Origin of the sequence: Tessaracoccus sp. MC1679, from assembly GCF_014164775.1 — a bacterium.
Classification (GTDB): Bacteria; Actinomycetota; Actinomycetes; order Propionibacteriales; family Propionibacteriaceae; genus Arachnia.
This window is the reverse complement of record NZ_JACJGB010000001.1, coordinates 35,317-61,316: the sequence shown is the minus strand read 5'-3', so window position 1 is coordinate 61,316 and position 26,000 is coordinate 35,317. Positions and strand designations below refer to the sequence as shown.

27 protein-coding genes and 1 tRNA gene are annotated in these 26,000 nt (G+C 69.7%); 14 read left to right on the top strand and 14 right to left on the bottom strand.

What is annotated here, in order from left to right:
- Window positions 1-18 precede the first annotated feature (18 nt).
- The 7 genes from mfd (at window position 19) to H5398_RS00320 (ending at window position 8,154) form a co-directional block, all read left to right on the top strand.
- Entirely contained in the window at window positions 19-3,504 is a 3,486-nt protein-coding gene (gene mfd / locus H5398_RS00350) for a transcription-repair coupling factor (RefSeq protein ID WP_182798581.1), read from the top strand.
- Between the two features lie 91 nt (window positions 3,505-3,595).
- A complete protein-coding gene (locus tag H5398_RS00345) occupies window positions 3,596-4,099 on the top strand; it encodes a hypothetical protein (protein ID WP_182781801.1) in 504 nt (167 codons plus the stop codon).
- A 17-nt stretch (window positions 4,100-4,116) separates the two neighbouring features.
- Window positions 4,117-4,725: a MazG family protein gene (locus tag H5398_RS00340; protein ID WP_182781802.1), complete on the top strand. Its 609-nt coding sequence runs from the start codon at window positions 4,117-4,119 to the stop codon at window positions 4,723-4,725.
- A 76-nt stretch (window positions 4,726-4,801) separates the two neighbouring features.
- Complete coding sequence (gene eno, locus H5398_RS00335; RefSeq protein WP_182781803.1) at window positions 4,802-6,082, top strand: phosphopyruvate hydratase; 1,281 nt, start codon at window positions 4,802-4,804, stop codon at window positions 6,080-6,082.
- A 120-nt stretch (window positions 6,083-6,202) separates the two neighbouring features.
- Window positions 6,203-6,733, top strand: a complete 531-nt coding sequence (locus H5398_RS00330) for a septum formation initiator family protein (protein ID WP_182781804.1) — start codon at window positions 6,203-6,205, stop codon at window positions 6,731-6,733.
- Window positions 6,734-6,745: 12 nt separating this feature from the next.
- Window positions 6,746-7,240, top strand: coding sequence for a DUF501 domain-containing protein (locus H5398_RS00325; protein WP_182798580.1), 495 nt, complete (start codon window positions 6,746-6,748; stop codon window positions 7,238-7,240).
- On the top strand, window positions 7,237-8,154 hold the full coding sequence (locus H5398_RS00320; protein WP_182798579.1) for an exopolyphosphatase: 918 nt from the start codon (window positions 7,237-7,239) through the stop codon (window positions 8,152-8,154). The genes H5398_RS00325 and H5398_RS00320 overlap by 4 nt, the downstream gene beginning before the upstream one ends.
- On the opposite strand, the gene H5398_RS00315 is transcribed toward H5398_RS00320, so the two are convergent.
- From H5398_RS00315 to H5398_RS00300, 4 genes are all read right to left on the bottom strand, one after another.
- Window positions 8,151-9,644: a flotillin family protein gene (locus H5398_RS00315; RefSeq protein WP_182781807.1), complete on the bottom strand. Its 1,494-nt coding sequence runs from the start codon at window positions 9,642-9,644 to the stop codon at window positions 8,151-8,153. The two genes, H5398_RS00320 and H5398_RS00315, sit on opposite strands and share 4 nt — an antisense overlap.
- Window positions 9,645-9,660: 16 nt before the next feature.
- Window positions 9,661-10,179 (bottom strand): NfeD family protein, encoded by a 519-nt coding sequence (locus H5398_RS00310; RefSeq protein WP_182781808.1) that lies wholly within the window; start codon window positions 10,177-10,179, stop codon window positions 9,661-9,663.
- A 62-nt stretch (window positions 10,180-10,241) separates the two neighbouring features.
- A complete protein-coding gene (locus H5398_RS00305) occupies window positions 10,242-10,583 on the bottom strand; it encodes a hypothetical protein (protein ID WP_182798578.1) in 342 nt (113 codons plus the stop codon).
- A 489-nt stretch (window positions 10,584-11,072) separates the two neighbouring features.
- Window positions 11,073-11,564, bottom strand: a complete 492-nt coding sequence (locus H5398_RS00300; RefSeq protein WP_182798577.1) for a hypothetical protein — start codon at window positions 11,562-11,564, stop codon at window positions 11,073-11,075.
- A 795-nt stretch (window positions 11,565-12,359) separates the two neighbouring features.
- Between H5398_RS00300 and H5398_RS00295 the strand changes: the two genes are divergently transcribed.
- A tRNA-Leu gene (locus H5398_RS00295) sits at window positions 12,360-12,433 on the top strand.
- Window positions 12,434-12,436: 3 nt separating this feature from the next.
- Here H5398_RS00295 and H5398_RS00290 read toward each other — a convergent pair.
- Window positions 12,437-13,855 (bottom strand): MBL fold metallo-hydrolase RNA specificity domain-containing protein, encoded by a 1,419-nt coding sequence (locus H5398_RS00290; protein ID WP_182798576.1) that lies wholly within the window; start codon window positions 13,853-13,855, stop codon window positions 12,437-12,439.
- Window positions 13,856-13,984: 129 nt separating this feature from the next.
- Between H5398_RS00290 and H5398_RS00285 the strand changes: the two genes are divergently transcribed.
- A complete protein-coding gene (locus tag H5398_RS00285) occupies window positions 13,985-14,797 on the top strand; it encodes a Bax inhibitor-1/YccA family protein (protein WP_182781812.1) in 813 nt (270 codons plus the stop codon).
- Here H5398_RS00285 and H5398_RS00280 read toward each other — a convergent pair.
- A complete protein-coding gene (locus H5398_RS00280) occupies window positions 14,782-15,477 on the bottom strand; it encodes an NUDIX hydrolase (RefSeq protein ID WP_255443428.1) in 696 nt (231 codons plus the stop codon). The two genes, H5398_RS00285 and H5398_RS00280, sit on opposite strands and share 16 nt — an antisense overlap.
- A 93-nt stretch (window positions 15,478-15,570) precedes the next feature.
- Between H5398_RS00280 and H5398_RS00275 the strand changes: the two genes are divergently transcribed.
- Window positions 15,571-16,461, top strand: a complete 891-nt coding sequence (locus H5398_RS00275; RefSeq protein ID WP_182781813.1) for a neutral zinc metallopeptidase — start codon at window positions 15,571-15,573, stop codon at window positions 16,459-16,461.
- Between the two features lie 9 nt (window positions 16,462-16,470).
- Here the strand turns inward: H5398_RS00275 and H5398_RS00270 are convergent, their stop codons facing one another.
- The 3 genes from H5398_RS00270 to H5398_RS00260 are packed head-to-tail and all read right to left on the bottom strand — an operon-like array spanning window position 16,471 to window position 18,882.
- Window positions 16,471-17,466 carry a hypothetical protein gene (locus H5398_RS00270; protein ID WP_182781814.1) on the bottom strand — a complete coding sequence of 332 codons (996 nt, stop codon included), beginning with the start codon at window positions 17,464-17,466 and terminating at the stop codon, window positions 16,471-16,473.
- 42 nt (window positions 17,467-17,508) lie between these two features.
- Window positions 17,509-18,174: a peptide-methionine (S)-S-oxide reductase MsrA gene (gene msrA / locus H5398_RS00265; protein ID WP_182798575.1), complete on the bottom strand. Its 666-nt coding sequence runs from the start codon at window positions 18,172-18,174 to the stop codon at window positions 17,509-17,511.
- Between the two features lie 30 nt (window positions 18,175-18,204).
- The gene (locus H5398_RS00260; RefSeq protein WP_182798574.1) at window positions 18,205-18,882 is read right to left on the bottom strand and encodes a uracil-DNA glycosylase; all 678 of its coding nucleotides are present in this window, start codon (window positions 18,880-18,882) and stop codon (window positions 18,205-18,207) included.
- A gap of 116 nt (window positions 18,883-18,998) precedes the next feature.
- On the opposite strand from H5398_RS00260, the gene H5398_RS00255 reads away from it, so the two are divergent.
- Together H5398_RS00255 and H5398_RS00250 are read left to right on the top strand one after the other, a co-directional pair.
- Window positions 18,999-19,802 carry a hypothetical protein gene (locus tag H5398_RS00255; RefSeq protein WP_182798573.1) on the top strand — a complete coding sequence of 268 codons (804 nt, stop codon included), beginning with the start codon at window positions 18,999-19,001 and terminating at the stop codon, window positions 19,800-19,802.
- Between the two features lies 1 nt (window position 19,803).
- Window positions 19,804-20,214: a DUF2089 domain-containing protein gene (locus tag H5398_RS00250; RefSeq protein ID WP_182798572.1), complete on the top strand. Its 411-nt coding sequence runs from the start codon at window positions 19,804-19,806 to the stop codon at window positions 20,212-20,214.
- A 3-nt stretch (window positions 20,215-20,217) separates the two neighbouring features.
- On the opposite strand, the gene greA is transcribed toward H5398_RS00250, so the two are convergent.
- Together greA and H5398_RS00240 are read right to left on the bottom strand one after the other, a co-directional pair.
- A complete protein-coding gene (gene greA, locus H5398_RS00245) occupies window positions 20,218-20,718 on the bottom strand; it encodes a transcription elongation factor GreA (protein WP_182781819.1) in 501 nt (166 codons plus the stop codon).
- A gap of 12 nt (window positions 20,719-20,730) precedes the next feature.
- On the bottom strand, window positions 20,731-21,132 hold the full coding sequence (locus tag H5398_RS00240) for a DUF4307 domain-containing protein (protein ID WP_182781820.1): 402 nt from the start codon (window positions 21,130-21,132) through the stop codon (window positions 20,731-20,733).
- 59 nt (window positions 21,133-21,191) lie between these two features.
- Here H5398_RS00240 and mca point away from each other — a divergent pair, with 59 nt between their 5' ends.
- Entirely contained in the window at window positions 21,192-22,088 is an 897-nt protein-coding gene (gene mca, locus H5398_RS00235; protein WP_182781821.1) for a mycothiol conjugate amidase Mca, read from the top strand.
- Here mca and H5398_RS00230 read toward each other — a convergent pair.
- Window positions 22,085-22,669, bottom strand: a complete 585-nt coding sequence (locus H5398_RS00230; protein ID WP_182781822.1) for a rhomboid family intramembrane serine protease — start codon at window positions 22,667-22,669, stop codon at window positions 22,085-22,087. The two genes, mca and H5398_RS00230, sit on opposite strands and share 4 nt — an antisense overlap.
- Before the next feature lie 94 nt (window positions 22,670-22,763).
- Between H5398_RS00230 and H5398_RS00225 the strand changes: the two genes are divergently transcribed.
- A complete protein-coding gene (locus tag H5398_RS00225) occupies window positions 22,764-24,773 on the top strand; it encodes a thioredoxin domain-containing protein (protein WP_182798571.1) in 2,010 nt (669 codons plus the stop codon).
- 10 nt (window positions 24,774-24,783) lie between these two features.
- On the opposite strand, the gene H5398_RS00220 is transcribed toward H5398_RS00225, so the two are convergent.
- Window positions 24,784-25,410, bottom strand: coding sequence for an anti-sigma factor (locus tag H5398_RS00220; RefSeq protein WP_182781824.1), 627 nt, complete (start codon window positions 25,408-25,410; stop codon window positions 24,784-24,786).
- Window positions 25,407-25,976, bottom strand: coding sequence for a sigma-70 family RNA polymerase sigma factor (locus H5398_RS00215; protein ID WP_220489026.1), 570 nt, complete (start codon window positions 25,974-25,976; stop codon window positions 25,407-25,409). The genes H5398_RS00220 and H5398_RS00215 overlap by 4 nt, the downstream gene beginning before the upstream one ends.
- Between the last annotated feature and the right edge of the window lie 24 nt (window positions 25,977-26,000).

Below are 26,000 nucleotides of genomic sequence, written 5' to 3'. Positions count from 1 at the left end.
CGGTGCAAGGATGATCGCGTGAAGTTCCCCGGATTACTGACGGCACTCGAGCGCGACCACGCCCTTGCGGCCACCCTCGCAGACTCGCGCCGCTCGGGCGTCACCGCGCTCGACGTCACGGCAGTGACGCCGTTCTTCCCTCTGCTGACCGCCGCCATCGCGGAGGGGTCCGGTCAGACGGTGCTGATGATCACCTCCACCTACCGCGAGGCGGAGCAGGTGACCACGGAGCTGGGCGGATTGCTCGGCGAGGATGCGGTGGCCTACTACCCCGCCTGGGAGACCCTGCCCCACGAGCGGCTGTCGCCCAGAGCTGACACCGTCGGGCGCCGCCTCGCTGTGCTCCGCCGCCTCGCGGGTAAGGGCGAGCAGCCCCCGCCGCAGGTCGTCGTCGCACCCATCCGGTCCATCCTCCAACCCCAGGTCAAGGGGCTGGCGGACATGGCGCCCGTGCGGATCGTCGTCGGGGAGGAGTACCCCCTCTCGACCCTGCTGGCGGACCTTGCGGGCGCGGCCTACAGCCGCGTGGATCTGGTGGAGCGCCGCGGCGAGTTCGCCGTCCGCGGCGGCATCGTCGACATCTTCCCGCCCACCGCCGAGCATCCGGTCCGGGTGGACTTCTTCGGCGACGACGTGGACGACATCCGGTCCTTCACCGTCGCGGACCAGCGCTCCACGGGCGAGACGACATCGTCGGTGATCGCGCCGCCCTGCCGCGAGCTCCTCCTCACGACGGCGGTGCGCGCCCGCGCCAAGCGGCTGGCCGCGGAGCACCCCGAGCTCGGGGACATGCTGGGCCGCATCGCCGAAGGCCAGGCCGTCGAGGGCATGGAGGCGCTCACTCCGGTGCTGGTGGACGGGCTTGAGCTGCTCGTCGACGTGCTGCCGAAGGGCTCGCTGATCCTCGCCAGCTCGCCCGAGCTGATCCGGGCGCGCGCCGCGGAGCTCGTCCAGACCAGCCAGGAGTTCCTGGAGGCCAGTTGGGCGGCTGCGGCCGGCGGCGGGAAATCTCCCGTGGACCTGGGTGCCTCCGCCTACTGTGGCCTCTCCGACGTGCGGCAGCACGCGTTGGCGATCGGGCACCGCTGGTGGTCACTGTCGCCGTTCGCCGCCGACGACGAGCCGCACGCCTTCGACGCCGATTCGGTGCACTCCCGCACCATCAAGGTGACCACCACGGAGTCCTTCCACGGAGACACCGAGGTGGCCACCCGCCACATCTCGGCCAAGCTCGCCGACGGCTGGGGCGTGATCCTCTGCGTCGAGGGTCGCGGGTTGGCGGCCCGCATGATCGAGGTGCTGGAGGAGGCCGGGATCCCAGCCTCACTCGACGACCTCGAGAGGCCGCCCACGCCCGCCCGCGTCGCGGTGGTGACGTCGTCGCTGCGTCAGGGCTGGCGCGCCGACGAGGCGAAGCTCGAGGTGATCACCGCCGCCGAGCTGACGGGCCAGACGGTCACCGACCGGACGGAACGCAAGCTCCCCGCCCGACGCAAGGCCGCGATCGCTCCACTGGAGCTGAAGTCCGGGGATCCCGTCGTGCACGAGCAGCACGGCGTGGGCCGGTTCGTCGAACTCGTGCAGCGCACCGTCCAGGGCGCGGTCCGCGACTACCTCGTCGTCGAGTACGCGCCCAGCAAGCGAGGGCATCCCGGGGACCGGCTCTACGTGCCGATGGACCAGCTGGACCAGCTCAGCCGCTACGTCGGCTCCGAGGCGCCCGCACTGGACAAGATGGGCGGTGGGGACTGGACCAAGCGCAAGGCCAAGGCGCGCTCGGCCGTCCGCGAGATCTCCGCCGAGCTGATCAAGCTGTACGCGGCCCGGCAGGCCACCAAGGGCTATGCGTTCGGGCCGGACAACGTGTGGCAGCGGGAGCTGGAGGACGCCTTCAGTTTCGTCGAGACCCCGGATCAGCTCGCCGCCATCACCGAGGTGAAGTCGGACATGGAGAAGCTGATCCCCATGGACCGGCTGATCTGCGGCGACGTGGGATACGGCAAGACGGAGATCGCCGTCCGGGCCGCCTTCAAGGCAGTTCAGGACGGCAAGCAGGTGGCGGTGCTGGTGCCCACCACCCTCCTGGTCACGCAGCACTACCAGACCTTCGCCTCGCGCTTCGCCGGCTTCCCAGTGCACCTGGCGCAACTCTCCCGCTTCCAGAGCGACTCCGAGTCCAAGAAGGTGATCGACGGCCTGGCCACGGGCCGGGTTGACGTGGTGATCGGCACCCACCGTCTGTTCAGCAAGGAGATCCAGTTCAAGGACCTCGGCCTGGTGATCATCGACGAGGAGCAGCGGTTCGGCGTCGAACACAAGGAGCGGCTCAAGGCCATGCGGGTCAACGTGGACGTGCTGTCGATGTCCGCCACCCCCATCCCGCGCACCCTGGAGATCGCCATCACCGGCATCCGGGAGATGAGCGTCATCGCCACCCCGCCCGAGGAGCGACACCCGGTGCTGACCTTCGCCGGGCCTCACGACGACGCGCAGGTGAAGGCCGCCATCCGTCGCGAGCTGGCGCGCGAGGGCCAGGTCTTCTTCGTGCACAACCGGGTGGGCACCATCGAGAAGACGGCCGCCCACCTCCGCGAACTCATCCCCGAGGCGCGGGTGGTCACCGCCCACGGCCAGATGAGCGAGAGCCGCCTCGAACAGGTGATGCTGGACTTCTGGGAGCGCCGGGCTGATGTGCTCGTCTCCACCACCATCATCGAAGCGGGCCTCAACATCCAGAGCGCCAACACCCTCATCATCGACCGCGCTGACACCCTGGGCCTGTCCCAGCTGCACCAGCTTCGCGGGCGTGTGGGCCGCTCCCGGGAGCGTGGCTACGCCTATTTCCTCTACCCGCAGGACAAGCCGCTCACCGAGGCCTCCCATGAGCGCCTCGCCACGATGGCCGCCAACACGGACCTCGGCTCCGGGATGGCCATCGCCATGCGTGACCTCGAGCTGCGCGGCGCAGGTAACCTGCTCGGCGAGGACCAGTCCGGGCACATCGAGGGCGTCGGCTTCGATATGTACCTGCGCATGGTGGGCGAGGCCGTGGCCAGCTATCGCGGCGACGACACCGAGACCGAGCCCCAGATGCGCGTGGAGCTGCCCATCGACGCGCACCTCCCGGAGGACTACATCTCCTCGGAGCGGTTGCGGCTGGAGATGTACAAGGAGATCGCCGAGATCCGCACGGAGGCCAACCTGGAGGCGGTGCGCGCCGAGATGACGGATCGCTACGGCCAGCCGCCGGCCCCCGTCGAGGCCTTGCTCGGCGTGGCACGCCTTCGAATGCTGGCCCGGGCGCACGGCATCCAGGAGATCGTGCCCCAAGGCAAGGTGGTGCGGTTCTCACCGGTCCACCTGCCCGAATCACGGCAGATCAGGCTGCAGCGCCTCTATCCGGGCGCCTCGCTCAAGCCGGCCCAGGATCAGCTGCTGGTCCCGAAACCGGAGGGCGACCACCTGACGTGGGCCACCACGCTGCTGGGCCAGCTGTTCGGCTGAGCCGACGGCGGCCTCGGGCTCGCCGAGGGCGATGCGCTAGGCTGACCGCGGTGCCCTGGGGCACGGTCGAAGGTTCGGTGAAAGGTCACACATGTTGCTGAAGCGCGTTGTCCCGCTGGTCGCCGCCGCGGCCCTGTTCGCCGGCTGCAGCCCCATGCCGAGCACGGCCGTTCAGGTGGGGGACACGCGCATCTCCGAGGCCCAGGTGGACGGCGTCGTCGCCAGTTGTGAGTCCGTCGGCATCGGCCCGGATCAGGTTGATCGCCGCACGCTGGTGATGTCTGAGATCCTGGGCGCCGTCGCGGTGGAGATCGCGGCAGATCTCGATCAGACCGTCACCGACGAAGAGGCGCTCGCCGTGCTGCGCGAGACCGCCGGCGAGAGCCCCGCGCTGAACGACCCGGAGTGCGCGAGGATCGCGGCGGCGGGCTCGAAGCTGCAGATCCTGGTCGCCAAGCTGGGCGAGGACGCGGACATCGCAGTACTCCAGCAGATGTTCGAAGACGTGGACGTGGACCTCAACCCGCGCTACGGCCAGTGGGACCCGGCGGGCGAGGGCGTCACCGGCACCGGCTCGATGTCGGTCCCCTCCTGACCGGAGCCTCGCACCACATGACCTCTGAGCTCGAGCGGCTCCGCCAGGTGATGGCCGAGCTGCGGCTCAAATGCCCCTGGGACGCCGAGCAGACGCACCGATCGCTCCTCAACCACCTCATCGAGGAGGCCTGCGAGGTGGTGGACGCCGTCGAGACCGGAAACGACGTCGAGCTCCAGGAAGAACTGGGTGACCTCCTCCTTCAGGTCTACTTCCATGCGCGCATCGCCGAGGACGAGGGTCGCTTCACCCTCGATGACGTGGCCGCCGGCATCGCGGACAAGCTGATCCGCAGGCATCCGCACGTGTTCGCCGACGAGGACGTGCCCCAGAACATGTGGCAGAGCTGGGAGGAGCGCAAGCGCGCTGAGAAGGGGCGATCCTCCGCGCTGGAGGGCATCGCCGAATCGCTCAGTGTGCTCGGCCGCGCTCACAAGGTGATCTCACGCAGCCGCTCCCATGGGGTCCCCGTCGAGTTGCCGGACGAGCCGTTGGACGCGCAGAGCGTGGGCCGCGGGATCCTGGATTTCGTGGCCCGGGCGCAGGCGCACGGGATCGACGCCGATGCGGCTGCCAGGGAGGCGCTGCGCGAGCTCGAGAACCGCGTCCGGAGCGCGGAAAGTTAAACCGTCCCGCCACTGCTTCCCACCCTGTGGAAGCTAGGCTGGGCCACGAAAGAGAACCACTCTTGAAAGGGAGCACATGGCATCCATCGAATTCATCCAGGCCCGCGAAATCCTCGATTCCCGAGGCAACCCGACCATCGAGGTCGAGGTCGAGCTTGATTCGGGAGCGAGCGGCCGCGCCGCCGTCCCGTCGGGTGCCTCCACAGGCGCCTTTGAGGCCGTTGAGCTCCGCGACGGCGACAAGGGTCGCTTCGGCGGCAAGGGCGTCCTCACCGCCGTCCAGAACGTCACCGAGGTGATCGGCGAGGAGATCCTCGGCATCGACGCCTCCGAGCAGCGGCTGGTGGACATGGCCATGCTGGAGCTCGACGGCACGGACAACAAGGCCAAGCTCGGCGCCAACGCCATCCTCGGCGTGTCCCTGGCCGTCGCGCACGCCGCGGCCGAAGAGGCCGGCCTGCCGCTGTACAAGTACGTCGGCGGCCCGAACGCCCACATCCTTCCCGTCCCCATGATGAACATCCTCAACGGTGGGTCGCACGCCGATTCCAACGTGGACATCCAGGAGTTCATGATCGCCCCCATCGGCGCCGAGAGCTTCGCTCAGGCCGTCGAGATGGGCGCCGGCGTCTACCACGCGCTGAAGTCCGTCCTGAAGGAGAAGGGCCTCAACACCGGCCTCGGCGACGAGGGCGGGTTCGCCCCCAACCTCGAGTCCAACCGTGCAGCTCTCGACCTGATCCTCGAGGCCATCAAGAAGGCCGGCTACGAGCCCGGCGTCGACGTGGCTCTCGCCCTGGACGTGGCCGCGTCCGAGTTCTTCGAGGACGGTGGCTACACCTTCGAGGGCGCCACCAAGACGGCCGACGAAATGGTGGACTACTACGCCGAACTCGTCGACGCCTACCCGCTGGTCTCCATCGAGGATCCGCTCAACGAGGAGGACTGGGACGGCTGGAAGGCCATGACCGATCGCCTCGGCGACAAGGTCCAGATCGTCGGTGACGACCTCTTCGTCACCAACGTCACCCGCATCCAGCGGGGCATCGACACCGCCACCGCCAACGCGCTGCTGGTGAAGGTGAACCAGATCGGATCGCTCACCGAGACCATCGACGCAGTCGACCTCGCCCACCGCAACGGCTACCGCACCATGATGTCGCACCGCTCCGGCGAGACCGAGGACGTCACCATCGCGGACCTCGCCGTCGCCCTGGGTTGCGGCCAGATCAAGTCAGGCGCCCCGGCCCGGACGGACCGCGTGGCCAAGTACAACCAGCTGCTGCGCATCGAGGACGACCTGGACGAAGCGGCCGTCTACGCCGGTCGTTCGGCCTTCCCGCGTTTCAAGGGCTGAGTTGAGGGCCTGATCCGGCACACTGGATCAGTGCCTCAGACTCCTCGGAACAAACCGACCACCAGTGGTCCGGGTCGCGGAACCCCGCGGGCCCGGACCACTGCGCGTCCGGGGGAGCGTGTGCAGCGCCCGCGCGTGGAGCCGCTGCCCGACACCGAGGCCAAGGCCGCCCTCGATCCGAAGCCGGGTCCGCTGCCGCGCGCGCAGCGGGCTCTGTCGGCCACCTGGCGGCTCGCCATCCTCCTCGTCGTCGTTGCCGGGGTGGGGCTGGTGCTGGCCCACTCGCTGCGGGTGTACTTCGCGCAGTCCCAGGAGATCGCCGCCGTCCGGGCGGACATCGCCCTCAAGCAGGAGCAGATCGCGGACCTGGAGGACAAGCTCAACCGCTGGAACGACCCCGAGTACGTGCGCGCCGTCGCGCGGGTGCGGCTCGGCTGGGTGATGCCCGGCGAGGTGGGGTACCGGGTGATCGGCGCGGACGGGCAGCCGCTCGACGGTGCCAGCATCGAGGCCCCAGACCCGGCGGGCACCGGATTGTGGTGGGAGCGGATGTGGGGCTCGGTGGCGCTCGCGGACCAGCCCGTCGAGGAGAGCGCGCCCGCGGCTGACCCGGACCGGACCGTCGCGCCCAGCCCAGAGCCCGAAAGCTAGGAGTCCCTGCCAATGATCGAGCCCACAGAGGCGGACCTCGCCGCGGTCGAAGCACAGCTCGGACGCGAGCCACGCGGGGTCGCTGGGGTGGCGTGGCGCTGCCCGTGCGGAAAGCCCGGCGTGGTCAAGACCCACCCGCGCCTGCCCACCGGGACGCCGTTCCCCACCACCTACTACCTCACCTGCCAGCGCGCCGTCGCCGGATGCTCCACCCTCGAGGCCTCCGGCCTGATGGCGGAGATGACGCAGCGCCTCGCCGAGGACGATGACCTGGCGGCCCGCTACCGGAGCGCCCACGAGGCCTACCTCGCAGACCGCGCTGAGCTGGGGCACGTCCAGGAGATCGAGGGCATCTCGGCCGGGGGGATGCCCACCCGCGTCAAGTGCCTGCACGTGCTGGTCGGGCACGCCCTCGCCGCCGGACCGGGCGTCAATCCCCTCGGCGACGAGGCGCTCGCGCTGCTGGGCGAGTTCTGGACCACCCCCTGCCTCCAGGAGGACGCATGACCACCGCCGCTGCCATCGACTGCGGCACCAACTCCATCCGTTTACTCATCCTCCGGGAGGAGGCCGACGGCACTGTCGTCGAGCTGGCGCGCGAGGTGCGGTTGGCGCGCCTCGGGCAGGGGGTCGACGCCACAGGCGAGTTCCACCCGGACGCGCTGGCGCGGGCGAACGTGATCTTCGAGGAATACGCGGGCATCATCGAGCTCCACCAGGTGGGCGCAGTGCGCTTCGTGGCCACCTCGGCCGCGCGCGACGTCAGCAACCGGGCGGAGTTCGAGCGCAATGTCCGCGACAGACTTGGCGTGGAGGTGGATGTCATCTCCGGCGACGAGGAGGCACTACTGTCCACCACGGGCGTCCTCAGCGGCGTCGAGGCCGCCACCCCGGCGCTCGTCTTCGACATCGGAGGCGGCTCCACGGAGCTGATCGTCGTGCACGACGGGCCGAGCGTCGCCTCGGCGGTCAGCCTCGACGTCGGCGCCGTGAGGGTCAACGAGCGGCTCATGCCCTCGGACCCCGCCACGCCCGACGAGGTGGCCGCGGCCCGCCGCCACGTGGGGAGCCTCCTCGACGGTGCGGGGGTGGACTTCGACTCCTTGGCCTCCGCGATCGGTGTCGCGGGGACCGTCACCAGCGTGGCCGCATCCGTCCTGGGGCTTCAGCAGTACTCCCGGCAGGCGGTGCACGAGACGCTGCTCAGCCGCGCGGACATCGAGCGCACCGTGGAGCGGTGGCTGGCCCAGACCGCGGCCGAGACCGCGGCCGAGCCGTGCATGCACCCCCTCCGGGCGGCCGTGCTCGGCGCCGGTGGCCTGATCCTCGACGAGATCTCGCGCCGGGTGCCCGGGGGAGCGGTGCTGGTCAGCGAGACCGACATCCTCGACGGCATCGCGCTGGGCCTGCTCGGCGGCTAGCCCTCCACTGGCTGGGCGCTCTGCTCCTTCTGCGTGAAGCCCTCCAGCACGGTGGTGAGGTCGTAGCCCGTGGTGTCCTTCACCAGTTGCAGGGTCTGCAGCATGTTGCTGGCCACCGCCTTGGGCAGCGCGGAGGCACCCTCGGTGGAGACCACGGTGAGGGTCTCGATGTTGGCCATCGGGGCCGCGACCCTCTCCGCGATCTCAGGCAGCACCTCGATCAGCATTTGAAGGACCGCCGCGTCGTTGTAGTGCGCGAACGCTTCGGCCCGCTTGTCCATGGCCTCGGCCTCGGCCTGGCCGACGGCGAGCACCGCAGCGGCCTGCGCCTCGCCCTCGGCGCGCACGGCGTCCGCCTCGGCGACGCGCCGGGCCTTCTCGGCCTCGCCGCGCCTGGCGCCCTCGATGGCCTCGGCCTCGGCCAGCGCCGAGCGACGGGACTTCTCGCCCACGCCGCTGAGCCGTGCCTTCTCCGCCTCGGCCTCCGCGTTGGCGATGGAGGCCGCCTTGCGGGCGTCGGCCTCGAAGATCGCGGCGTTGCGCTGAGCCTCCGCGGCGGTCTCGATCCGGTACCGCTCGGCGTCCGCAGGGCGGCGGACCTCGGTGTCGAGTTGGCGCTCCTTCAGTGCGGCCTGGGCCACGGCCACCTTCTCCTGTTCCATCAGGATGGACTGGTCCCGGTCCGCCTGGGCGAGCGGGCCGGCTGCGGCTGCCTGGGCGCGTGCCGCGTCGGTCTCGGCCTGGATCTCGGCCTGCTTGAGCACCAGCGCACGGTTGGCGATGGCGATCTCCTGCTCGGCGGCGATCTGCGCCTGCTCGGCCTCGCGCCGGGCCTCCGCCTCCGCGACCGCGGCCATCCGTCCCAGCTTCGCGGACTCGGGGCGCCCCAGGTCCGACAGGTAGGTGCCGTCGTCGGTGATGTCCTGGATCTGGAAGGTGTCCAGCACCAGCCCCTGGCCGGTCAGCGAGGACTCGGACTCGTCCGTGACGCGCTGCGCGAAGGCCGCACGGTCGCGGATGATCTGCTCCACGGTCAGCGAGCCGACGATGGAGCGCAGCGAGCCCGCGAGCGTCTCCTGGGTGAACGTCTCGATCTCGTCCTGCTGGGAGAGGAAGCGCTGGGCTGAGGCGCGGATGGAGTCCTCATTGCCGCCCACCTTGACGATGGCCACACCGTCGACGTTGAGCTTGATCCCCTGCCCGGACACGGCGTTGCGGATGGTCACCATGATCCGTCGCGACGACAGGTCCAGCACGTGGAGGCGTTGGATGAACGGGACGACGAAGACGCCGCCGCCCATCACCACCTTCTGGCCACTGAGGTCCGTGGAGACCAGGCCGGTCTCGGGGTTGCGCACCTCCTTGCCCTTGCGGCCGGTGATGATGAAGGCCTCGTTGGGTTTGGCTACCTTGTAGCGGCTCGCGATGAGCAGCCCCACGAGGAGGAGCAGGGCGATGAGCCCCGCGATGGCGGTCAACACTGGTGGCATGGGACGGGCCTTTCGGTCAGGGTTCCAGTTCTGGGGTGGGGGCCGTGGGCGTGACCTCGACGGCGGTGGGGGACACGATGCCGGAGATCCACACGTCGGTGCCCGCGTCGACGGGGTGCTCGGAGCGGGCGCTGAACTTGCGGACGTGTCCGCTCGCCGTGAGGTGGACCTCACCGAAGCCCCCCTCGGGGATGGGGGTGATGACGCGCGCCGTGGCGCCGATCATCGAGTCCGACCGGAAGGTCGCGGTGTCCTCACCGGAGCGCAGGGCTCGCGTGAGCCAGACCGCACCCCAGGCGGCGGTGGAGCCGATGCCGGCTCCCACGACGACGGCCAGCAGCGTGTTGGGCACCAGGGCCAGCGAGAGTGCGCCGCCGAACCCGAAGGCGCCGACGAACGCGGCGATGCTGGAGATGGAGAACAGATCGCTGTCCAAGGCGTCGAGGCCGAGCGCTCCGTCGAGCACATCACCGAGGATCAGGGTCACCAGCACAAGCGCGATGCCCACAGCGCCGATGATCAAGAACGTAGTCAACGGCAGCTCCCTCCGATGGGTGGACACCCCCAGCCTAGCGGCAGCCCGATGCAGCCCTCCGGCTAGGCGAGCATGCGGGTGCCGTTGGGGGTGACGTCGTAGCGGTAGCCGAGGGGGCTGGACCAGTGGAGCTGGCTTGGTCTGGGTTGGTCGGCGCGCCAGGTGCGGGCGGTTTTCGCGCGGTGGACGCGTCGGGTGAGGGGGGCGAGGTTCCCGCTTCGGGTCTGCCTTCGGCGGCCGGGTGTGAAGGGTTGGGTGTGGTCGAGGTCCAGGCCGTTGGCTCGGCGCGTGGAGTAGGGGAACATTTCGTGGTCCATGCTCAGCAGGAGGGCCTTCTTCAACCCGGCCGATGGGGCGTAGTGGTCTTCGGCGGGGATCTCGGGCAGATCGATCACAGGCTGCACCGTGACATCCAACCCGGGGAGCAGTTCGACCAGCAGGGCGGTGGTGATGTCCCCGGCCCGATCGATGCGGGCCGCGCCGACTAGGTGGCCGCGGGCGTCGGCGTGGATGTGGACGGCCAGCTCCAGCTTTTCTGTGGCCGGTCCTTTCCCGGTCCCTGAGGAGGGCCGCCCTCGGAGCGGCGTGGCCCGTCTCGAAGGGTCGTGACTACCACCTTCACGGGATCTGGTGGTCGGGTGCGGTGAGCCGGGAGACGATGCCCGGTCGGCCGTGATCCAGAGTCTGGTTGTGGGCTACTGGTCACACCGTGGTCGGGTGGTTGAGGCCGACCGGGCATCGTCTCCCGTCTCCCCGCACTCGTCGTGCCGGTGGCGGTGCCGGTCGCGGATGCGTGCCAGCAGGGCGGCGTTGGGGTTGGGTCTGCTTGAGCGGGATGCCAGCGGGGTGATCGTCGGGTTGGGCACCGCGGCGCGGTGCCGCCCTGCCGTCCCTCACCCTTGCGTTTGGCCGCGGGTTCTCGATCCTTGGAGACGTCCTGCGGTTGCTTCGCGACGCGGGCGAGGACCGTCCCCTCTCCAGTTGCCTGAGGTGACGGCGTCGGCCCCCTCGGCGGGTAGCTCGCGGCACAGGTCGGCGGCCTTGCAGGCCCGCCCGGCCTCAATGCGGCCTTCCTGCACCGCCGCGTACAGCCGGGGGTGGCGATGCTTCAAGCTCAAAGCGTCGGCGAGTTTTGAGGCGGCGACGATGGGTGGGCAGCGGAGCAGCCCGGCAAGTTCCAGGCCGATGAACTCCGACACCGCAGGGGTCCCGATACCCCCGACCACCACCCTGCGCTCAGCCAGCACCTCCAACACCTGGTCATAGTCCACCTCGTAGTGGTCCGCCAGATCACACAGCAAGGTCAGGGTCTGGGCCTCGGCGAAACGACGCAACTCGTCGGCGGAGCGCAACTGCTCCGCGATCTCACGCGCCTTGTCCTTCATGGGTTCCACGCTATGTCCGACCTCTGACATTTTTGGCTCCCAGGAGGGTGCCTGGCGAAAATTCTTTGAAGAGATTTCTGGGGGTGCGGCGCGGGTGGCGGGGCTCGACGTGGTGGGTGAGTTGGCTTGTCAGCTTGCGTTTCTGAGGCTTCGAGGCCGCTTCGCGGCCTTTCAGCGAACAGAGGTCTGATGGTTGCCGAGAGGGTGGGGGACGGCAGGGCGGCACTGCGCAGCGGTGCCCAACCCGACGATCACCCGACCGGCATCCCGCTCGAGCAGACCCGTCCCCAACGCCGCCCTGCCGGCACGCACCTGGGACCTGGCAACGCCACAGGAGGACGAGTGCGGGGAGTCGGGAGGCGAGGCCCGGGCGGCCTCACCACCCGACCACCGACCCGGCTGGCCGGTACATCGAGACCCTGGACAACGGCCGCCCGGGCGTCGCCTCACGGCTCACCGCACCCGACCACATGAACTGCGTCAAGGTGGTAGTCACAACCCTTCGAGACGGGCCACGCCGCTCCGCGGGCAGCCCTCCTCAGGGAGCGTCGATGGAGACGGGCCACGCCGCTCCGCGGGCGGCCCTCCTCAGGGAGCGATGGAGACCGGCCACGCCGCTCCGCGGACGGCCCTCCTCAGGGAGCGATGGAGACCGGCCACGCCGCTCCGCGAGCGGCCCTCCTCAGGGAGCGATAGGAAAACAGGCCACGCCGCTACGCGGGCGGCCCCTCAGAGAGCGGGGACTGGGCACGCCGCTACGCAGGCGCGCCGTCGCGGGGATAAACTCGCCGGCGCGCCCTCGTGGCCCAACTGGCAGAGGCAGGCGGCTTAAACCCGCTTCAGTGCGGGTTCGAATCCCGTCGAGGGCACGGTCAGGCCGTGGCGTCCACGTCCTCTGGCTCCGCGGCGTCGGCCAAGAGGCTGACCACCTCTCCGAATCTCGGCACCACGGCCACCCACCCCAGCTCGTCCTCGATCCGCCGCGCAAAGGTGGCGGCGGCGGCCGGTTCGCCGTGTGTCACGAAGACCGTCTCCGGCTCCCTGCCCAGGGCGCGCAGCCAGTCCAGGAGGTCCGACGCGTCACCGTGCACGGAGAACTCGTGGTCGCGGACGATCTCGGCTTTGACGGGCACGTAGCGCCCGTTGATCTTCACCGTGCGGGCTCCGTCCTCCAGCGCGCGGCCACGGGTCCCCTCGGCCTGGAATCCGGTGAGGACCACGGTGTTGCGGGGATCCGGCAGGAGGCGCTGCAGGTGATAGAGCACGCGGCCGCCCTCGGCCATGCCCGACGAGCTGACGATGATCATGGGTTCGGTGCGAAGGTTGAGCTTCTTCGAGTCCTTGGCCTCGCGTGCCTCGCTGAGGTCCAGGTCTGTGAAGTCGGCCAACGTGATGTCGTCGGCAAGCTCGCCCAGCGACTCATCGGCGTACACGGCCAGCGCCGCGATCGACATCGGCCCGTCCACCACCACGGGCACCTGGGGGATCCGTCCCTCTCGGGTCAGCTGCACCAGGGCATGCAGCACGGTCTCGGTCCGGTCGATCGCGAAGGCCGGCACCACGACCTGGCCGCCCCGGGCGACGGTGCGCCTGATTGCTTCGGCGAACGGCTCGTGCGCCAACTCCGGCTCGAGATGTTCCCGGTCTCCGTAGGTGGATTCGCACAGCACCACATCCGCGCCGGGCGGGGTCTCACGGGGCTTGAGGATCGGGTGATCGTGGCGGCCGAGGTCCCCGGAGAACAGGACGCTCCGCCCGCCGAAGCTCACGTGGACACTCGCCGAGCCGAGGATGTGCCCGGCGCGGACCCAGCGTGCCAGGACGCCGTCGAGATCCACGTCTTCATCCCAAGGAACCGGGCGCATCAGCGGGAGCGTGTCCTCCACGTGCGCGCTGGTGTAGAGCGCCTCGGGGGGCTCGTGCTTGGAGTAGCCGCCCTTCAGCGCGTCCCTCACGGACTGCTCCTGCAGCCGCCCCGAATCCCGAAGGATGATCTCCGCCAGCCGGGCCGTGGCCTCCGTGCACCAGATGGGCCCGCGGAAGCCGTCCTTGACCAGCGCGGGCAGGTAGGAGGTGTGGTCGGCGTGCGCGTGCGTGAGGAGCACGTCGGAGATCGAGGCAGGATCGACGGGGAAGTGGGCCCAGTTCTGGGTGCGCCACTGCTTCTCCCCCTGGAACATGCCCGCGTCGACGAGGATGCGTCGCCCATCGATGGTCAGGAGGTACTTCGAGCCTGTCACGGTGCCGGCGGCCCCGAGGAACGTCAGGGTCGCGCTCTGAGGTGTTCGCATACCCACGATCCTGGCACGGGGGTGGCGACGCCGCGCCCGAGTGGGCGAAGCACAGCTTTGGTTGCGCCTCTCGGTACCATGGAGATCGACAGCCTCCTCCTCGGGTTGCACCCAGAAAGAGCAAGTGACATGGCAAATCCCATCATCGGGCGCCCCGACGCCTTCACCCGCAACGCTGCCCCGCAGCAGCCCACCTACGGCTATGACCAGCAGCAGTACTCCCAGTACCCGCCGCCGGCCACCGCCCCCTACCAGCAGCCGGTCCGCACCGGCGGCGTGATGACGCTCGACGACGTGATCGCCAAGACGGCCATCATGCTCGGCGTGGTCTTCGTCACCGCGATCGCCACCTTCATGTTCATGCCGCCGAACCTGCTGTACCCGGCGGTCATCGTCTCGGCCCTGGTCGGGTTCGTGACCGTACTGATGGTGGCCGGCCGCGCCAAGCTCCCCATCGGCGGCGTGCTGTTCTACGCCGTCATCGAGGGCGTCTTCGTCGGCGCGTTCTCGCTCCTGTTCGAGATGATGTACCCCGGCATCGTGGTCTCCGCCGTGCTCGCCACCTTCGTGACAGCCGGCGCCACCCTCGCGGCGTACAAGTTCTTCAACATCAGGGTCACCGCGAAGTTCCGCAAGGTCGTGTTCATCGCCACGGCGTCGTTGGCGGCCGTGTTCCTGGTCAACCTCGTCCTTGCGCTGTTCGGCATCAACCTCGGCATCCGTGACATCGGCTCGGGCGCCGGCCTGCTGTCCATCGGCATCTCCGTGATCGCGGTCATCCTGGCCGTGCTCAGCCTCGTGGTGGATTTTGATTCCGTGGAGCGCGGCATCGCCGCCCAGGCCCCGGCTCAGGAATCGTGGCGCGCGGCCCTCGGCATCACGGTCACCATGGTGTGGCTGTACACCGAGATCCTGCGCATCATGAGCTACTTCAGGAACTGAGGCCGGCTGAGCTTGCGGGCGTACTGCGAGAGCAGCGTCCGCGAGCCATTGGTCCAATGCAGTGAGCGCCAGGAGCGCGTCGGCACCCAGCTGGCCCCTTGCGTCGATCCACCCACATCGTGGACGACGGGGTCGCTGGGTGCTTCGCATGTGGCCCCGTAGACCACGCGGAGGGCGTGAAAGTCTTCCAGCCGCCCCGCCAATGAGCGCCCCACCCAGTGCTCGGACTCCAGGGTCAACACCCTGTCGATGACCACGTTCTGGCCCGTCTCCTCGAACACCTCCCGCAGCACGGCGTCCGCCGGTGATTCGCCCGGGTCCACGCCGCCGCCGGGCAGGGCCCAGGTGCCGGGGGCCGCAGTGACGGAGGAATTGATGGTGCCGAGGAGGCCGCGGTCGGAGACCACGAGCGCGTAGGCGCCGATCCGTTGATGCCGGTGCGGGGTCTCACTCGAGGAGGCCACGTACACGGTGTGCCGCTCGAGGGGGCGGTGATCCGCGGCGCACACGTCGCGCACCAGCCAGGTGAACAAGATCTCGCCGTCGTGCATGGTGGCGGACAGGGGCCGGATCGGCACATAGCCGTGGTCGAACATGGTCACCTTCGGGTGCTGCCCGTGCTCCACGTGGTAGCTGATCACCGGCGCCCCCACTGGACTGGTGACCCCCACGACGCGCATTGGACAAGTCTAGACGGTGCCCCCGGGCGCGATTGAGCGCCGCGATGACGGCCGGCGGTTAGTATGGCGGAACAGAGTTGAGGGAGGCGCGCCGTGGAGTTTCGTGACAATGCCCGAATCGACAACGCCAACATTCGCTACGGCGGCGGCGGTGGGGGCAGGCGCGGCGGCCGTGGCCTGGCGGTCGGCGGCGGGCTCGGTGGCCTCATCATCGCGATTCTGCTCATGGTGTTCGGCGGCGGCAACCTGGGCATCAATCCGGACGACATCCTCGGCGGCGGTGAGGCGGCGCCCCAGCAGGTCGAACCGAATCCGGACTGCCAGACCGGGGCGGACATCGAGAGCAACCCGGAATGTCGCTGGCCCGCCTATGTCGTCGCGATCGAGAACTACTGGAGCCAGGTCGTCGAGGGCTACAGCCCGGCCACCACGCAGCTGTTCAGCGGGCAGGTGGCCACAGCCTGCGGCACCGGCTCCTCCGAGATGGGCCCGTTCTACTGCCCAGGCGACCAGACGATCTACATCGACACGGAGTTCATGGGCGTCCTGCTCAACCAGCTCGGCGCAGCCGGGGGCTATGCCGCAGAGGCCTACATCGTCGCGCACGAGTACGGCCACCACATCTCCAACCTCACCGGCACCATGCAGCAGGCCCGCTCGATGGGCAACGACTCCGGCCCCACCTCGGGCCAGGTCCGGTTGGAGCTGCAGGCGGACTGTTACGCGGGGGTGTGGTTCGCCAATACGCTCCAGGATCCCGAGTCGCCGATCGAGTCCATCACCCAGGACGACCTGAACCGCATCGTGGACGCGGCGCGGGCCGTCGGGGACGACCACATCCAGCAGCAACAGGGCGGCCGTGTGGTCCCCGAGAGCTGGACCCATGGCTCGTCCGAGATGCGCCAGCTGTGGGTGGCCAAGGGCTTCAACAGCGGCGATCCGAATGTGTGCGACACCTTCTCCACCGACGACCTGGGGCAGTAGGGCCCGCGTTCAGTCGACGAGCGCCGTCATGTCGCGGCCTTCGAGGTCCGCGTAGTGCAGCTCGCCCTGGCAGTCCACCTTGACCACCGGCGCGGAGCGCTGCAGGCTCATGTCGATGACGACGTCGCACTGCTCCTCCGGGGTGGTCTGGAACTGGGCCACCGCCTTGGCGAGCGCGGCAGCCTGGATCAGCGATGGGTCGAACGTGGCTACGGTGGGTGAGTCGTTGCGGCGGGTCTCGAAGACGGGGACGGCGCCCACGCGTGCCCGGTTCAGCACCACCCCGCCCTCCGCATCGGGAAGGTCGGCCCAGTAGCCGCGGGTGGCGTTGAACCCGACGGCGTAGGCCTCGAGGTCCTCCCCGATCACTTCCTCGATGCCCGAGGTGATGTCCGCCACGCTGGTCATGCCCAGCACGGCCACCGCGGTGCCGTCCTGCCGGAAGAAGACGGTCTCGGACTCGGGCCTGGACGTGACGGTCATGAGTACCTGGCCGTCGCGGTAGTCCACGATCTGCAGCACCAGGTCTCCGCGGACCCCGCGGAGGTCTGCGATGTCGAACATCCGCCCCACCGAATCCACGGGAAAATCCTCGGGGTCGAAGGTGGCCTGCTCGAAGTACTGCACGTCAGAGTCCACCCGGCTGATCGTGCCGTCGCGCCACTGGTAGGTGGCCACAGACAGGTCGGGGAGCAGCGCGCTGAGCGTGGCCGCGTCTGCGGTCACGTCCACCTTGAGTACCGGAAGGCCCCCGGCAACCCGGTGCAACTCGGCGACCACCTCTCCCGCGGAGCCGTCCGCCAGGGGCACGGTGACGGTGAAGTCCAAGGGAAAGTAGCTGTCAGGCAGCGGCCTCCCGGTGAACGACGCCGTGGCAGAGGGGGTTGGGCTGGCTGACGGAATGTCCGGTGTGGGGGACCCGCTACCGGTCAGACCGGGGGCGGGTGCTGTGCAGCCGGCGACGAGGGCAAGCAGCGCCACCGCCCCGATCCGCCACGTCCTCATGGCGCCAGTGTAGAAGGGGCCGGGGGGCACCCACTCCACAGGTCAGGCCCGTGGGCCGCACCGCACGCCGGTGGCGTGGTTGGGGCAGTACCCGTGGGGGTTCTTGTGCAGGTACTGCTGATGCTCACGCTCGGCGTAGTAGAAGGTGGCGCCGGGAGTGATCTCCGTGGTGATCTGCCCGTATCCGGCCTCGGTGAGGCGGGCCTGGAACTCGGCTCGCGTGCGCTCAGCCGCTTCGCGCTGGGCGTCGTCGACGGCGAACACGGCCGAGCGGTACTGGGTGCCGACGTCGTTACCCTGTCGGTTGAGCTGAGTGGGGTCGTGGTTCTCCCAGAACAGCCTCAGCAGGTCCTCGAACGAGACGCGGGTCGGGTCGAAGACCACGCGCACCGTCTCCGTGTGCCCGGTGAGGCCCGTGCAGGTCTCCTTGTAGGTGGGGTTGGGGGTGAAGCCGCCCATGAAGCCGGCAGCGGTGTTGATCACGCCCTCGGTCTCCCAGAACAGCCGCTCCTCACCCCAGTAGCAACCGAGCGCGAAGTAGGCCACCTCGCAGCCTGCGGGTACCTCGTCGAGGGGGAGGCCGAGCACCTCGTGGACGGGCATCGGGGACAGCACGGGGGCGCTTCGGCCGGCGAGGGCATCGGCCTCCGACACCATCTGCGGGTGGCCGCGGCGGGCGTTGAGCCAGGCGAGGACGTCGATCTCCATGGTTACGATGCTAACCGGCCCCCCAAGGGCTCAGGATGGGATGCGCCAGTCGATGGGGGCGGCGCCCTGTTCGTCCAACAGGAGGTTCGCCTGGCTGAAGGGCCGCGACCCGAAGAAGCCGCTCCTGGCCGACAACGGCGACGGGTGGGCGCTGGCCAGCACCGGCACCTCGCCCAGCAGTGGGCGGGCCGTCTGCGCGTCCCGTCCCCAGAGGATCGCCACCAGCGGGCCGCCCCGGGCCGCCAGCGCCTCAACCGCGCACGCCGTGACCTCCTCCCAGCCCTTGCCCCTGTGCGACGCGGGCGCGCCGGGCCGCACCGTCAGCACACGATTGAGCAGCAGCACGCCCTGCTCGAACCAGTGCGTCAGATCCCCGTGGGGCGCCGGCTCGATGCCCAGGTCCGCCTTCAGCTCACGGTAGATGTTGACCAGGCTGCCAGGCAGGGGGCGGACCTCCGGGGCCACCGAGAAGGACAGGCCGACGGCGTTGCCGGGGGTGGGATAGGGGTCCTGCCCGAGGATGAGCACGCGCACCTCCGCGAGCGGGCGCGTGAACGCGCGCAGGATGTTCTCCCCGGCCGGCAGGTAGCCGTGTCCCGCGGCCACCTCCTCCCGAAGAAAGGCGCCCATGGCGGCGATGCGGTCCTCCACCGGGGCGAGGGCCGCGGCCCAGTCCGGAGCGACGAGTTCGGCGAGCGGCTTCGGCATGTGACCAACTCTGGCACACACCCACGCCCCGTGAGTCGCCCAGGGATGCACCTGACCCTCCCCCGGTAAATGGCAACCGGGCCTTCCGAATATGGAAAGCAGGCTTACCATTAGGCATGACCAACCCCGATCTCGGTCCTATCCTGGACGACCTGGCCGCCGGGCGCATCGACGCCGCCGAAGCCGGCCGCCGCATCGAAGCAGCGAAGGCGGCGGCAGCCCCGACGACCCCGCAGGACACGCCCCGCGACACACCCGCGGACAACTCCGCCCCCGGCGGTCCCAAGGCCGGCGGGCTGGCGCGCATCTCTGTCACCGCGGTGGGCCGGCGGGTGCGGATCGAGGGAGACCCCACCGTCTCGACGCTGACCATCGACGGCCCGCACGTCCTGCGCCGCGTGGGCACGGTGATGGAGGTCAACTCCACCGGCGAGTTCGGCCCCAGCTTCCAGGGATTCTCCCTGATCCGGCCACCGCGCAACCTCGACGATCTCCGCGACATCGGGCTGGGCAAGGAACTCACCATCCGCGTCAACCCTCAGCTCATCGTCGATGCGGAGGTCACCACCGGCGGGCTGCGCACCCTGAATGTGCCGAGGCTGGGACGGATCAGGGTGACGGCCGGCGGCTCGAGCCTTGAGGACGTGCACGAGGTGGAGGACCTGCTGAGTCAGGCCGGCGGGATCAGCATCAGTGGCCCCATCAGCATGGGTCGGTCGCGACTCAGGGTCGAGTCCGGCACCCTCACGGTCCATCTCACGAAGGGCGCCAACGTCACCATCCGTGGCGAGGCGCGCCTTGGCAGGATCACCTGGCCAGGGGGCGGCGAAGGCGTCGACGAATATGTCGTCGGCAACGGCTCGGCGCGGCTCGACGTGGCCGTCGTGATGGGCATGGCCACCATCAGGTCGGAGGACTGAGATGACCGGACGCCACCTGTACCACGCCCCCGCGGACTGCCCCGTGTGCGGGGAAGCGCTCATCACCATCCGCAAGGGATGCCTGCAGTGCGGCACCGAGATCGCCGGCGAGTTCGCCGGATGTGACTTCTGTGCGCTGAGCGAGGCCGACCTCGGCCTGCTTCGGGTCTTCCTCGGCTCCCGGGGAAACCTGCGTGAGGTGGAGAAGCATCTCCAGGTCTCCTACCCGACGGCGAGGGCCCGTCTGGACGCCGTGCTGGCCAAGCTGGGCCTCACGCCGACCGACGAGGCGCCCACATCGGAGGCGTCCCCGTCGGAGGCGCCCCCGTCGGCGAGCGCACAGGATCAGATCCTGGCGCGGGTGGCTCGGGGGGAGCTGAGCGCCGAGGTGGCGGCCCAGCTGCTCGGGTAAGGGTCAGAGAGTGGTGATCCCGGTCACCACGACCATGATCTCGCGGCCGTTGGGCGCCTCGTAGCGCACCTCGTCGCCCAGTTTCGCGCCGACGACGGCGGCGCCGAGCGGCGCCTGCGGCGACACCGCGTGGCTGATGGAGGAATCAGAGCCCAGGATCTCGCGGGAGCCGAGGAGGAACGTTTCGGTGTCGTCGGGGTCGCCGTCGTAGGCGACCGTGATCACCTTTCCCGGCGCCACCTCGTCGTGCGCGCCCTCCGGTTCGCCCACCTGGGCGCGCCGCAGCAGGTGCTCGAGTTGACGGATGCGCCCCTCCATCTGGCCCTGCTCCTCGCGGGCGGCGTGGTAGCCGCCGTTCTCGCTGAGGTCGCCCTCCTCGCGGGCAGAGGCGATGCGTGCGGTCACGTCCGGGCGCCCCACAAGCTTCAGATTGTTGAGTTCGGCCTCGAGCTTGTCGTAGGCCTCTTGCGTGAGCCAGACCACGTCGGTAGAAGTTTCAGACATTCAGCAAGCCTATCAGCCCACCGCGCGGCACCCCTCGATGCTGAGGCTCGTGGCCTCCTTGACCGTGGTCAGCGTCACCTCGACGGTGGTGAGTACCTCGGTGCCGGCCGGGACCTTCACCAGCTGCTCGGCGACCTTCTCGTAGGAGGTCGCCTGCGCGTAGATGCTGCACTCCACCAGCGTGGAGGGATCCGTGCGTTGGATCACGAGCGCCGCGACAACCTTCGTGGGGCTGATGACGTCGAAGTCGCGGACCATGGCGGCCACAGGCGGGTTGGCCCGGGTGATCCCGGTGACGACCACCAGCACGATGACGCCCAGCACGGCGAGGGCGGCCCCGCCGCCGATCAGGTAATCCACGGCGGAACGCCTGGGGTAGCGGGCGGCGATGCGGGCTTCGTCCTGGCTGGTCACGCCGTCCATTGTGCCCTGCCCGCGCCGGCCGGCCATCCGCGCCTGCCACAATACGGGGCATGCCAGGCCCCGAGCCCACCCAGCTGCGGTTGCTGCACGTCCACGCCCACCCCGACGACGAGTCCAGCAAGGGCGCGGCCACCACCCTCAGGTACGTCGACGAGGGAATTCAGGTGATGGTGGCCACCTGTACCGGAGGGGAGCGGGGCTCGGTGCTCAACCCGAAGCTCGCGGGAGACCCGTTCGTGGAGGCCAACATCGCCGAGATCCGGCGGCGCGAGATGGAGCGGGCCAGGGAGATCCTGGGCATCAGCCAGGTCTGGTTGGGATTTGTGGACTCCGGCTTCCCCGAGGGGGATCCGCCGCCGCCACTGCCGGAGGGGTGCTTCGGACTGCAGGACCCGAAGGTCGCGGCGGGGCGCCTGGTTGCGGTGATCCGCCAGTTCCGGCCCCACGTCGTGACCACCTACGACGAGCGGGGCGGCTATCCGCACGCCGATCACATCATGTGCCACCGGATCACGGTGGAGGCGTTCCGCGCGGCCGCGGACCCGGAGGCCTGGCCCGAGCACGGCGAGGCGTGGCAGGCGGCCAAGCTGTACTACCACATGAGCTTCCACCGTCGTCGCTACGAGATGCTGGAGATGGCGATGCACGAGAGCGGGCTGGACTACCAGGTTCCGGCCCGCGACGACGACCCGTACTCACACGCACGGCTGACCACGTTCGTCGAGTGCTCGAAGTACTTCCCGGCCCGCGACGAGGCGTTGAGGGCACACGCCACCCAGATCGACCCCGACGGGCCATGGTTCACGGTGCCGCTGGCCATCCAGCAGGCGGGCTGGCCCACGGAGGACTACCAGCTGGTGATCTCCAAGGTGCCGACGATGATCCCGGAGACCGACCTCTTCGCCGGCCTCCGCGACCTCCCCACCACGCCCGAGTTCTACATCTAGGCGCGCTGCTGATCCGGGCGACGGTGCAGCTGCCAGGCCGCGACCACGCCGCCGATGGCCCCGCCCAGGTGAGCCTGCCAGCTGACCCCAGGCGCCGTCGGGAAGACCCCCCACAACACGGAGCCGTAGAGGAGGAAGACCACCACCGCGATGGCGATCTGGCCGGGCCTGCCGCTGAAGATCCCCCGCACCAGGAGGTAGGTGAGCCAGCCGAAGATGACCCCGGAGGCCCCGGCGGTGATGGTGCCCACCGGGGACAGGAACCAGGCCGCCAGGCCTGAGGTCAGCACGGAGGTGATGCTGGCCACCACCCACCGCACCACTCCGGCGAGGTAGGTGAGGACGCCGAGTACCAGGAAGGGCAGCGTGTTGCCGATCAGGTGAGGCCATCCGAAGTGCAGGAACGGTGCCACCAGGATGTTGGGCAGATCGCTGGTCTGGCGTGGCTCGATGCCGAGATTGTCCAGGCTGTTGAGCGTCAACACGTCGATCACCTCCAGACCCCACATCAGGGCCAGCAGGCCGCCGACGACGACGAGGGCGCGGGACAGCGTGGGGGGTGAGGCCTGTGCTTGGGGCATGACTCAAGTGTGTCGGACGGGGCAAGCCGGCGCACAATACCGGGGGAGGGTACCCGCCGCGACTCCCGTGGCGGCGGCCGATACGCTTACGCGCATGGTCAACCGCCTCGCCCAGTCCGCCAGCGACTACCTCCTGCAGCACGCACGCCAAGCCATCGACTGGTGGGAGTGGTCCCCGGAGGCCCTCGCCGCAGCCGTCGAGCTGGACCGGCCCATCATGCTGTCCGTGGGCTACGCCTCCTGCCACTGGTGCCACGTGATGAGCCACGAGTCGTTCGACGATCCCGAGATCGCCCGCTACCTCAACGAGCACTTCGTGGCCATCAAGGTGGACCGACAGCAGCACCCCGACGTCGACGCGGTGTACATGACTGCCACCCAGGCGATGAACGGAGGGTCGGGCGGCTGGCCGATGACAGCATTCCTCACGCCCTCCGGCGCCCCGTTCTTCACCGGCACCTACTTCCCCCCGGAGCCGCAGGGCGGACAGCCCTCGCTGCGCCAGGTGCTCGAGGCGATGGCGGAGGCGTGGCGCTCGCGCCGCGACACGATCATCGGCTCGGCCGACCACATCGTCGCCACGCTCAAGGGCCACGAGGCGCCCGTGCAGGAGACGGCGCCGGACCTGCGCCAGGCGGTCGACACCGTCGAGTCCTCCTTCGACCTCATCCACGGCGGCTTCGGGCATCAGCCCAAGTTCCCGGCCCCGACCCTCATCGACGCGCTCCTGGTCAAGGGCGACCCGCGCACGCTCGAGCTCGCCCAGCGCACCCTCGAGGCCATGGCCCGCGGCGGCATCTACGACCAGGTGGGCGGGGGCTTCCACCGCTACGCCGTCGACGCCGGCTGGGTGGTGCCCCACTTCGAGAAGATGCTCTACGACAACGCGCTGCTGCTGGGCACCTACGTGCGCGGCTGGCGCCGCACCGCAGACCACGATTCCGGCCTGCGGGCGCTGTTCGAGCGCACCGCCTACGGCATCGTTGAATGGCTGGAGCGGGAGATGGTGAGCGAGCAGGGTGCCTTCATCAGCGGGCTCGACGCCGACTCCTGCGACATCCGAGGCGCCGTCCACGAGGGCATCTTCTACCTCTGGAACCCGGAACTGCTCGACGACGCGCTCGGCCCTGAGTTGGGGGAGTGGGCCTCCGAGGTCTTCCACGTGACCAGGGGCGGCACGTTCGAGGACGGGCTGTCCACGCTGCAGCTCCGCGGACGGCCGGACTTCGCGAAGCTTGAGGAAGTGGCCGCAGTCCTCCTGGAGGAGCGCGGCACCCGCTTCCGTCCCGGTTCCGACGCGCTGGTGGTGGCCGCCTGGAACGGCTGGATGATCTCGTCGCTGGTGACCGGGTCAATGGTGTTCAACGAGCCGGGGTGGTTGGAGCTGGCGGTGAGAGCCGCCGAGCACCTCGTCGCGGTGCACCTGGCCGACGGCGACCTTCGGCGCTCCTCGCGCGAGGGTGTCGCGGGCGAGGGCGTGGGTGTCGCGGAGGACTTCGGGGCCGTTGCCGAGGCGTTCGCGCTGCTGGCCGGGGCGACGGGGGACGCCCGATGGCTGCGCCGGGCGGAGGCGCTGGCCGACCGCGCCGTCGAGTTGTTCGGCCACGCCGACGGCGGGTTCTACGACGCGGCGGAGACCGGGTTGTTCGACCGGCCCCGCTCCTTCACCGACAGCGTCACGCCCAGCGGCACGTCGGCCCTGGTGGCGGCGCTGCGGGTGGTGGGCCTGCTCGCCGAGCGGCAGGACCTCGTCGACAGGGCGGAGGCCGCCGCCCGGACCACATGGGTCGCGGTTGCCGAGACCCCCCGGTTCGCGGGCGCGGCGCTGGCCGACCTGATGATGTCGGACGAGGCGCGCCGAGGGCTGAAGCCCGCTGTCGCGGTGGTGGTGAGCCCTGACCCGTTCGACGAGCTGGCCCGCGCCGCGTGGCGGCTGGCCCCGCCCGGGTCGGTGGTGCTGACGGCGTCCGAGGGCGCGGACGGCTGGGGGTCGCACCTCGAGCACCGCACCGAGCACGCGGTCTACGTGTGCCGCGGCACGGTGTGCTTCGACCCGGTGACCGACTACAACGAGCTGAAGACGCCGCTCTGGTCCCGGGTGTAGCGCACCAGGGTCAGAGCTGCAGTTCTCCGCGCATGATCGTGTCGCCGGAGTGACGGGGCTCGTCGTCGAACAGCTCGTTGGAGAGGTCCACGATGAGATAGCCCGACTCGATCAGCGACGGGTCGATGGTGAAGCGGCCCACCTCGTCTGCGGCGAAGACGCCCACCGAGATCATGCGCGCGAGGTCGATGTTGATCAGCCAGACCTCGACGTAGCCGTTGGGGTTGTTCACCCCGCCGGGCACTTCGACCGCCAGGCTGTAGCCGGCGCTGCGGCGGAGCAACTCCGCGCGGCCGAGCTCCTCATCGGGGCGGTCCAGGGGGGTGAGGACGGCGCGACGCACCGCGTCGCCCAGCTCTGCCGCCCCACCTGATGCCCACATCCCGGTGGCGCCGGCGGCTGCGCCCAGGAGGACGCCGCCCAGCCCGAACAGCCACTCCCGGCGGCCGATCCCGACGCTCGGGGCAGACGCAGGCTCGGGTGGCGTTGGTGGGCCCGGTGCCGCCGCGACCCCGGTGGCGGCCGCGATGGCGTCCCAGGTGCCGTCGCCGGGATCCGACCATTGGGGTTCGGCGCGGGCAGCGCGGCGGAAGCGGTCAGCCACTGCGTCCAACGGGAAACTCTCGCGCTCGATCATGCTGCGTCCACCTCCTCGAACACTGCTCTCAGCCTTTCCAAACCTCGTCTGACGTGACTCTTCACGGTTCCCAGCGGCAGATCAAGCCGCCTGGCGACCTCGTCGTGGGTGCGATCCTCCAGGTAGACCAGGCGGAGGATGGTTGCCCGGGGGTCTCCGAGCGCAGCCAGCGCGTCATGGATGATGACCGAGTCGATCACCTCGTCCACCCGGGCCGCCTCGATGGGGGGATCCCCGGCGAACGCCTCCTGCGTCATGGCCTCGTCCTTGCGGAACGCACGCGTCCTGGCCCGGAGAGCGTCGATGACCTTGAGCCGGCAGATGCCGATCAGCCACGCCGGAAGGGACTCGTCGCTCGCCCTGAGGCTGGCCCTCGAGTTCCAGGCGGCGATGAAGACCTGCTGCGTCACGTCGTCGGCGTCATCCGAAGAACCGAGTGAGCTGCGTGCGATGGTGTGGATGAGCCGCGACCACCGCGTGAACGCTTCCTGGAGCGCCGACTCGTCCCCGGCCGCGAAGCGTGTGGCCAGGACCCCGATGGGGGTAGCGGGAGCTTCGACGATCACGGGCCCAGTCTTGCACACGCCATG

Coding starts and splice junctions, on each gene's coding strand:
- H5398_RS00220 (WP_182781824.1), bottom strand. CDS start 25,410: ATGATCGAGCGCGAGAGTTTCCCGTTGGACGCAGTGGCTGACCGCTTC.
- H5398_RS00340 (WP_182781802.1), top strand. CDS start 4,117: ATGACCTCTGAGCTCGAGCGGCTCCGCCAGGTGATGGCCGAGCTGCGG.
- H5398_RS00230 (WP_182781822.1), bottom strand. CDS start 22,669: ATGCCCCAAGCACAGGCCTCACCCCCCACGCTGTCCCGCGCCCTCGTC.
- H5398_RS00260 (WP_182798574.1), bottom strand. CDS start 18,882: ATGCCGAAGCCGCTCGCCGAACTCGTCGCTCCGGACTGGGCCGCGGCC.
- msrA (WP_182798575.1), bottom strand. CDS start 18,174: ATGGAGATCGACGTCCTCGCCTGGCTCAACGCCCGCCGCGGCCACCCG.
- H5398_RS00280 (WP_255443428.1), bottom strand. CDS start 15,477: ATGCGCGTCGTGGGGGTCACCAGTCCAGTGGGGGCGCCGGTGATCAGC.
- mca (WP_182781821.1), top strand. CDS start 21,192: ATGCCAGGCCCCGAGCCCACCCAGCTGCGGTTGCTGCACGTCCACGCC.
- H5398_RS00325 (WP_182798580.1), top strand. CDS start 6,746: ATGATCGAGCCCACAGAGGCGGACCTCGCCGCGGTCGAAGCACAGCTC.
- H5398_RS00270 (WP_182781814.1), bottom strand. CDS start 17,466: ATGAGGACGTGGCGGATCGGGGCGGTGGCGCTGCTTGCCCTCGTCGCC.
- H5398_RS00225 (WP_182798571.1), top strand. CDS start 22,764: ATGGTCAACCGCCTCGCCCAGTCCGCCAGCGACTACCTCCTGCAGCAC.
- greA (WP_182781819.1), bottom strand. CDS start 20,718: ATGTCTGAAACTTCTACCGACGTGGTCTGGCTCACGCAAGAGGCCTAC.
- H5398_RS00320 (WP_182798579.1), top strand. CDS start 7,237: ATGACCACCGCCGCTGCCATCGACTGCGGCACCAACTCCATCCGTTTA.
- H5398_RS00290 (WP_182798576.1), bottom strand. CDS start 13,855: ATGCGAACACCTCAGAGCGCGACCCTGACGTTCCTCGGGGCCGCCGGC.
- H5398_RS00255 (WP_182798573.1), top strand. CDS start 18,999: ATGACCAACCCCGATCTCGGTCCTATCCTGGACGACCTGGCCGCCGGG.
- H5398_RS00300 (WP_182798577.1), bottom strand. CDS start 11,564: ATGAAGGACAAGGCGCGTGAGATCGCGGAGCAGTTGCGCTCCGCCGAC.
- eno (WP_182781803.1), top strand. CDS start 4,802: ATGGCATCCATCGAATTCATCCAGGCCCGCGAAATCCTCGATTCCCGA.
- H5398_RS00250 (WP_182798572.1), top strand. CDS start 19,804: ATGACCGGACGCCACCTGTACCACGCCCCCGCGGACTGCCCCGTGTGC.
- H5398_RS00345 (WP_182781801.1), top strand. CDS start 3,596: ATGTTGCTGAAGCGCGTTGTCCCGCTGGTCGCCGCCGCGGCCCTGTTC.
- H5398_RS00315 (WP_182781807.1), bottom strand. CDS start 9,644: ATGCCACCAGTGTTGACCGCCATCGCGGGGCTCATCGCCCTGCTCCTC.
- H5398_RS00285 (WP_182781812.1), top strand. CDS start 13,985: ATGGCAAATCCCATCATCGGGCGCCCCGACGCCTTCACCCGCAACGCT.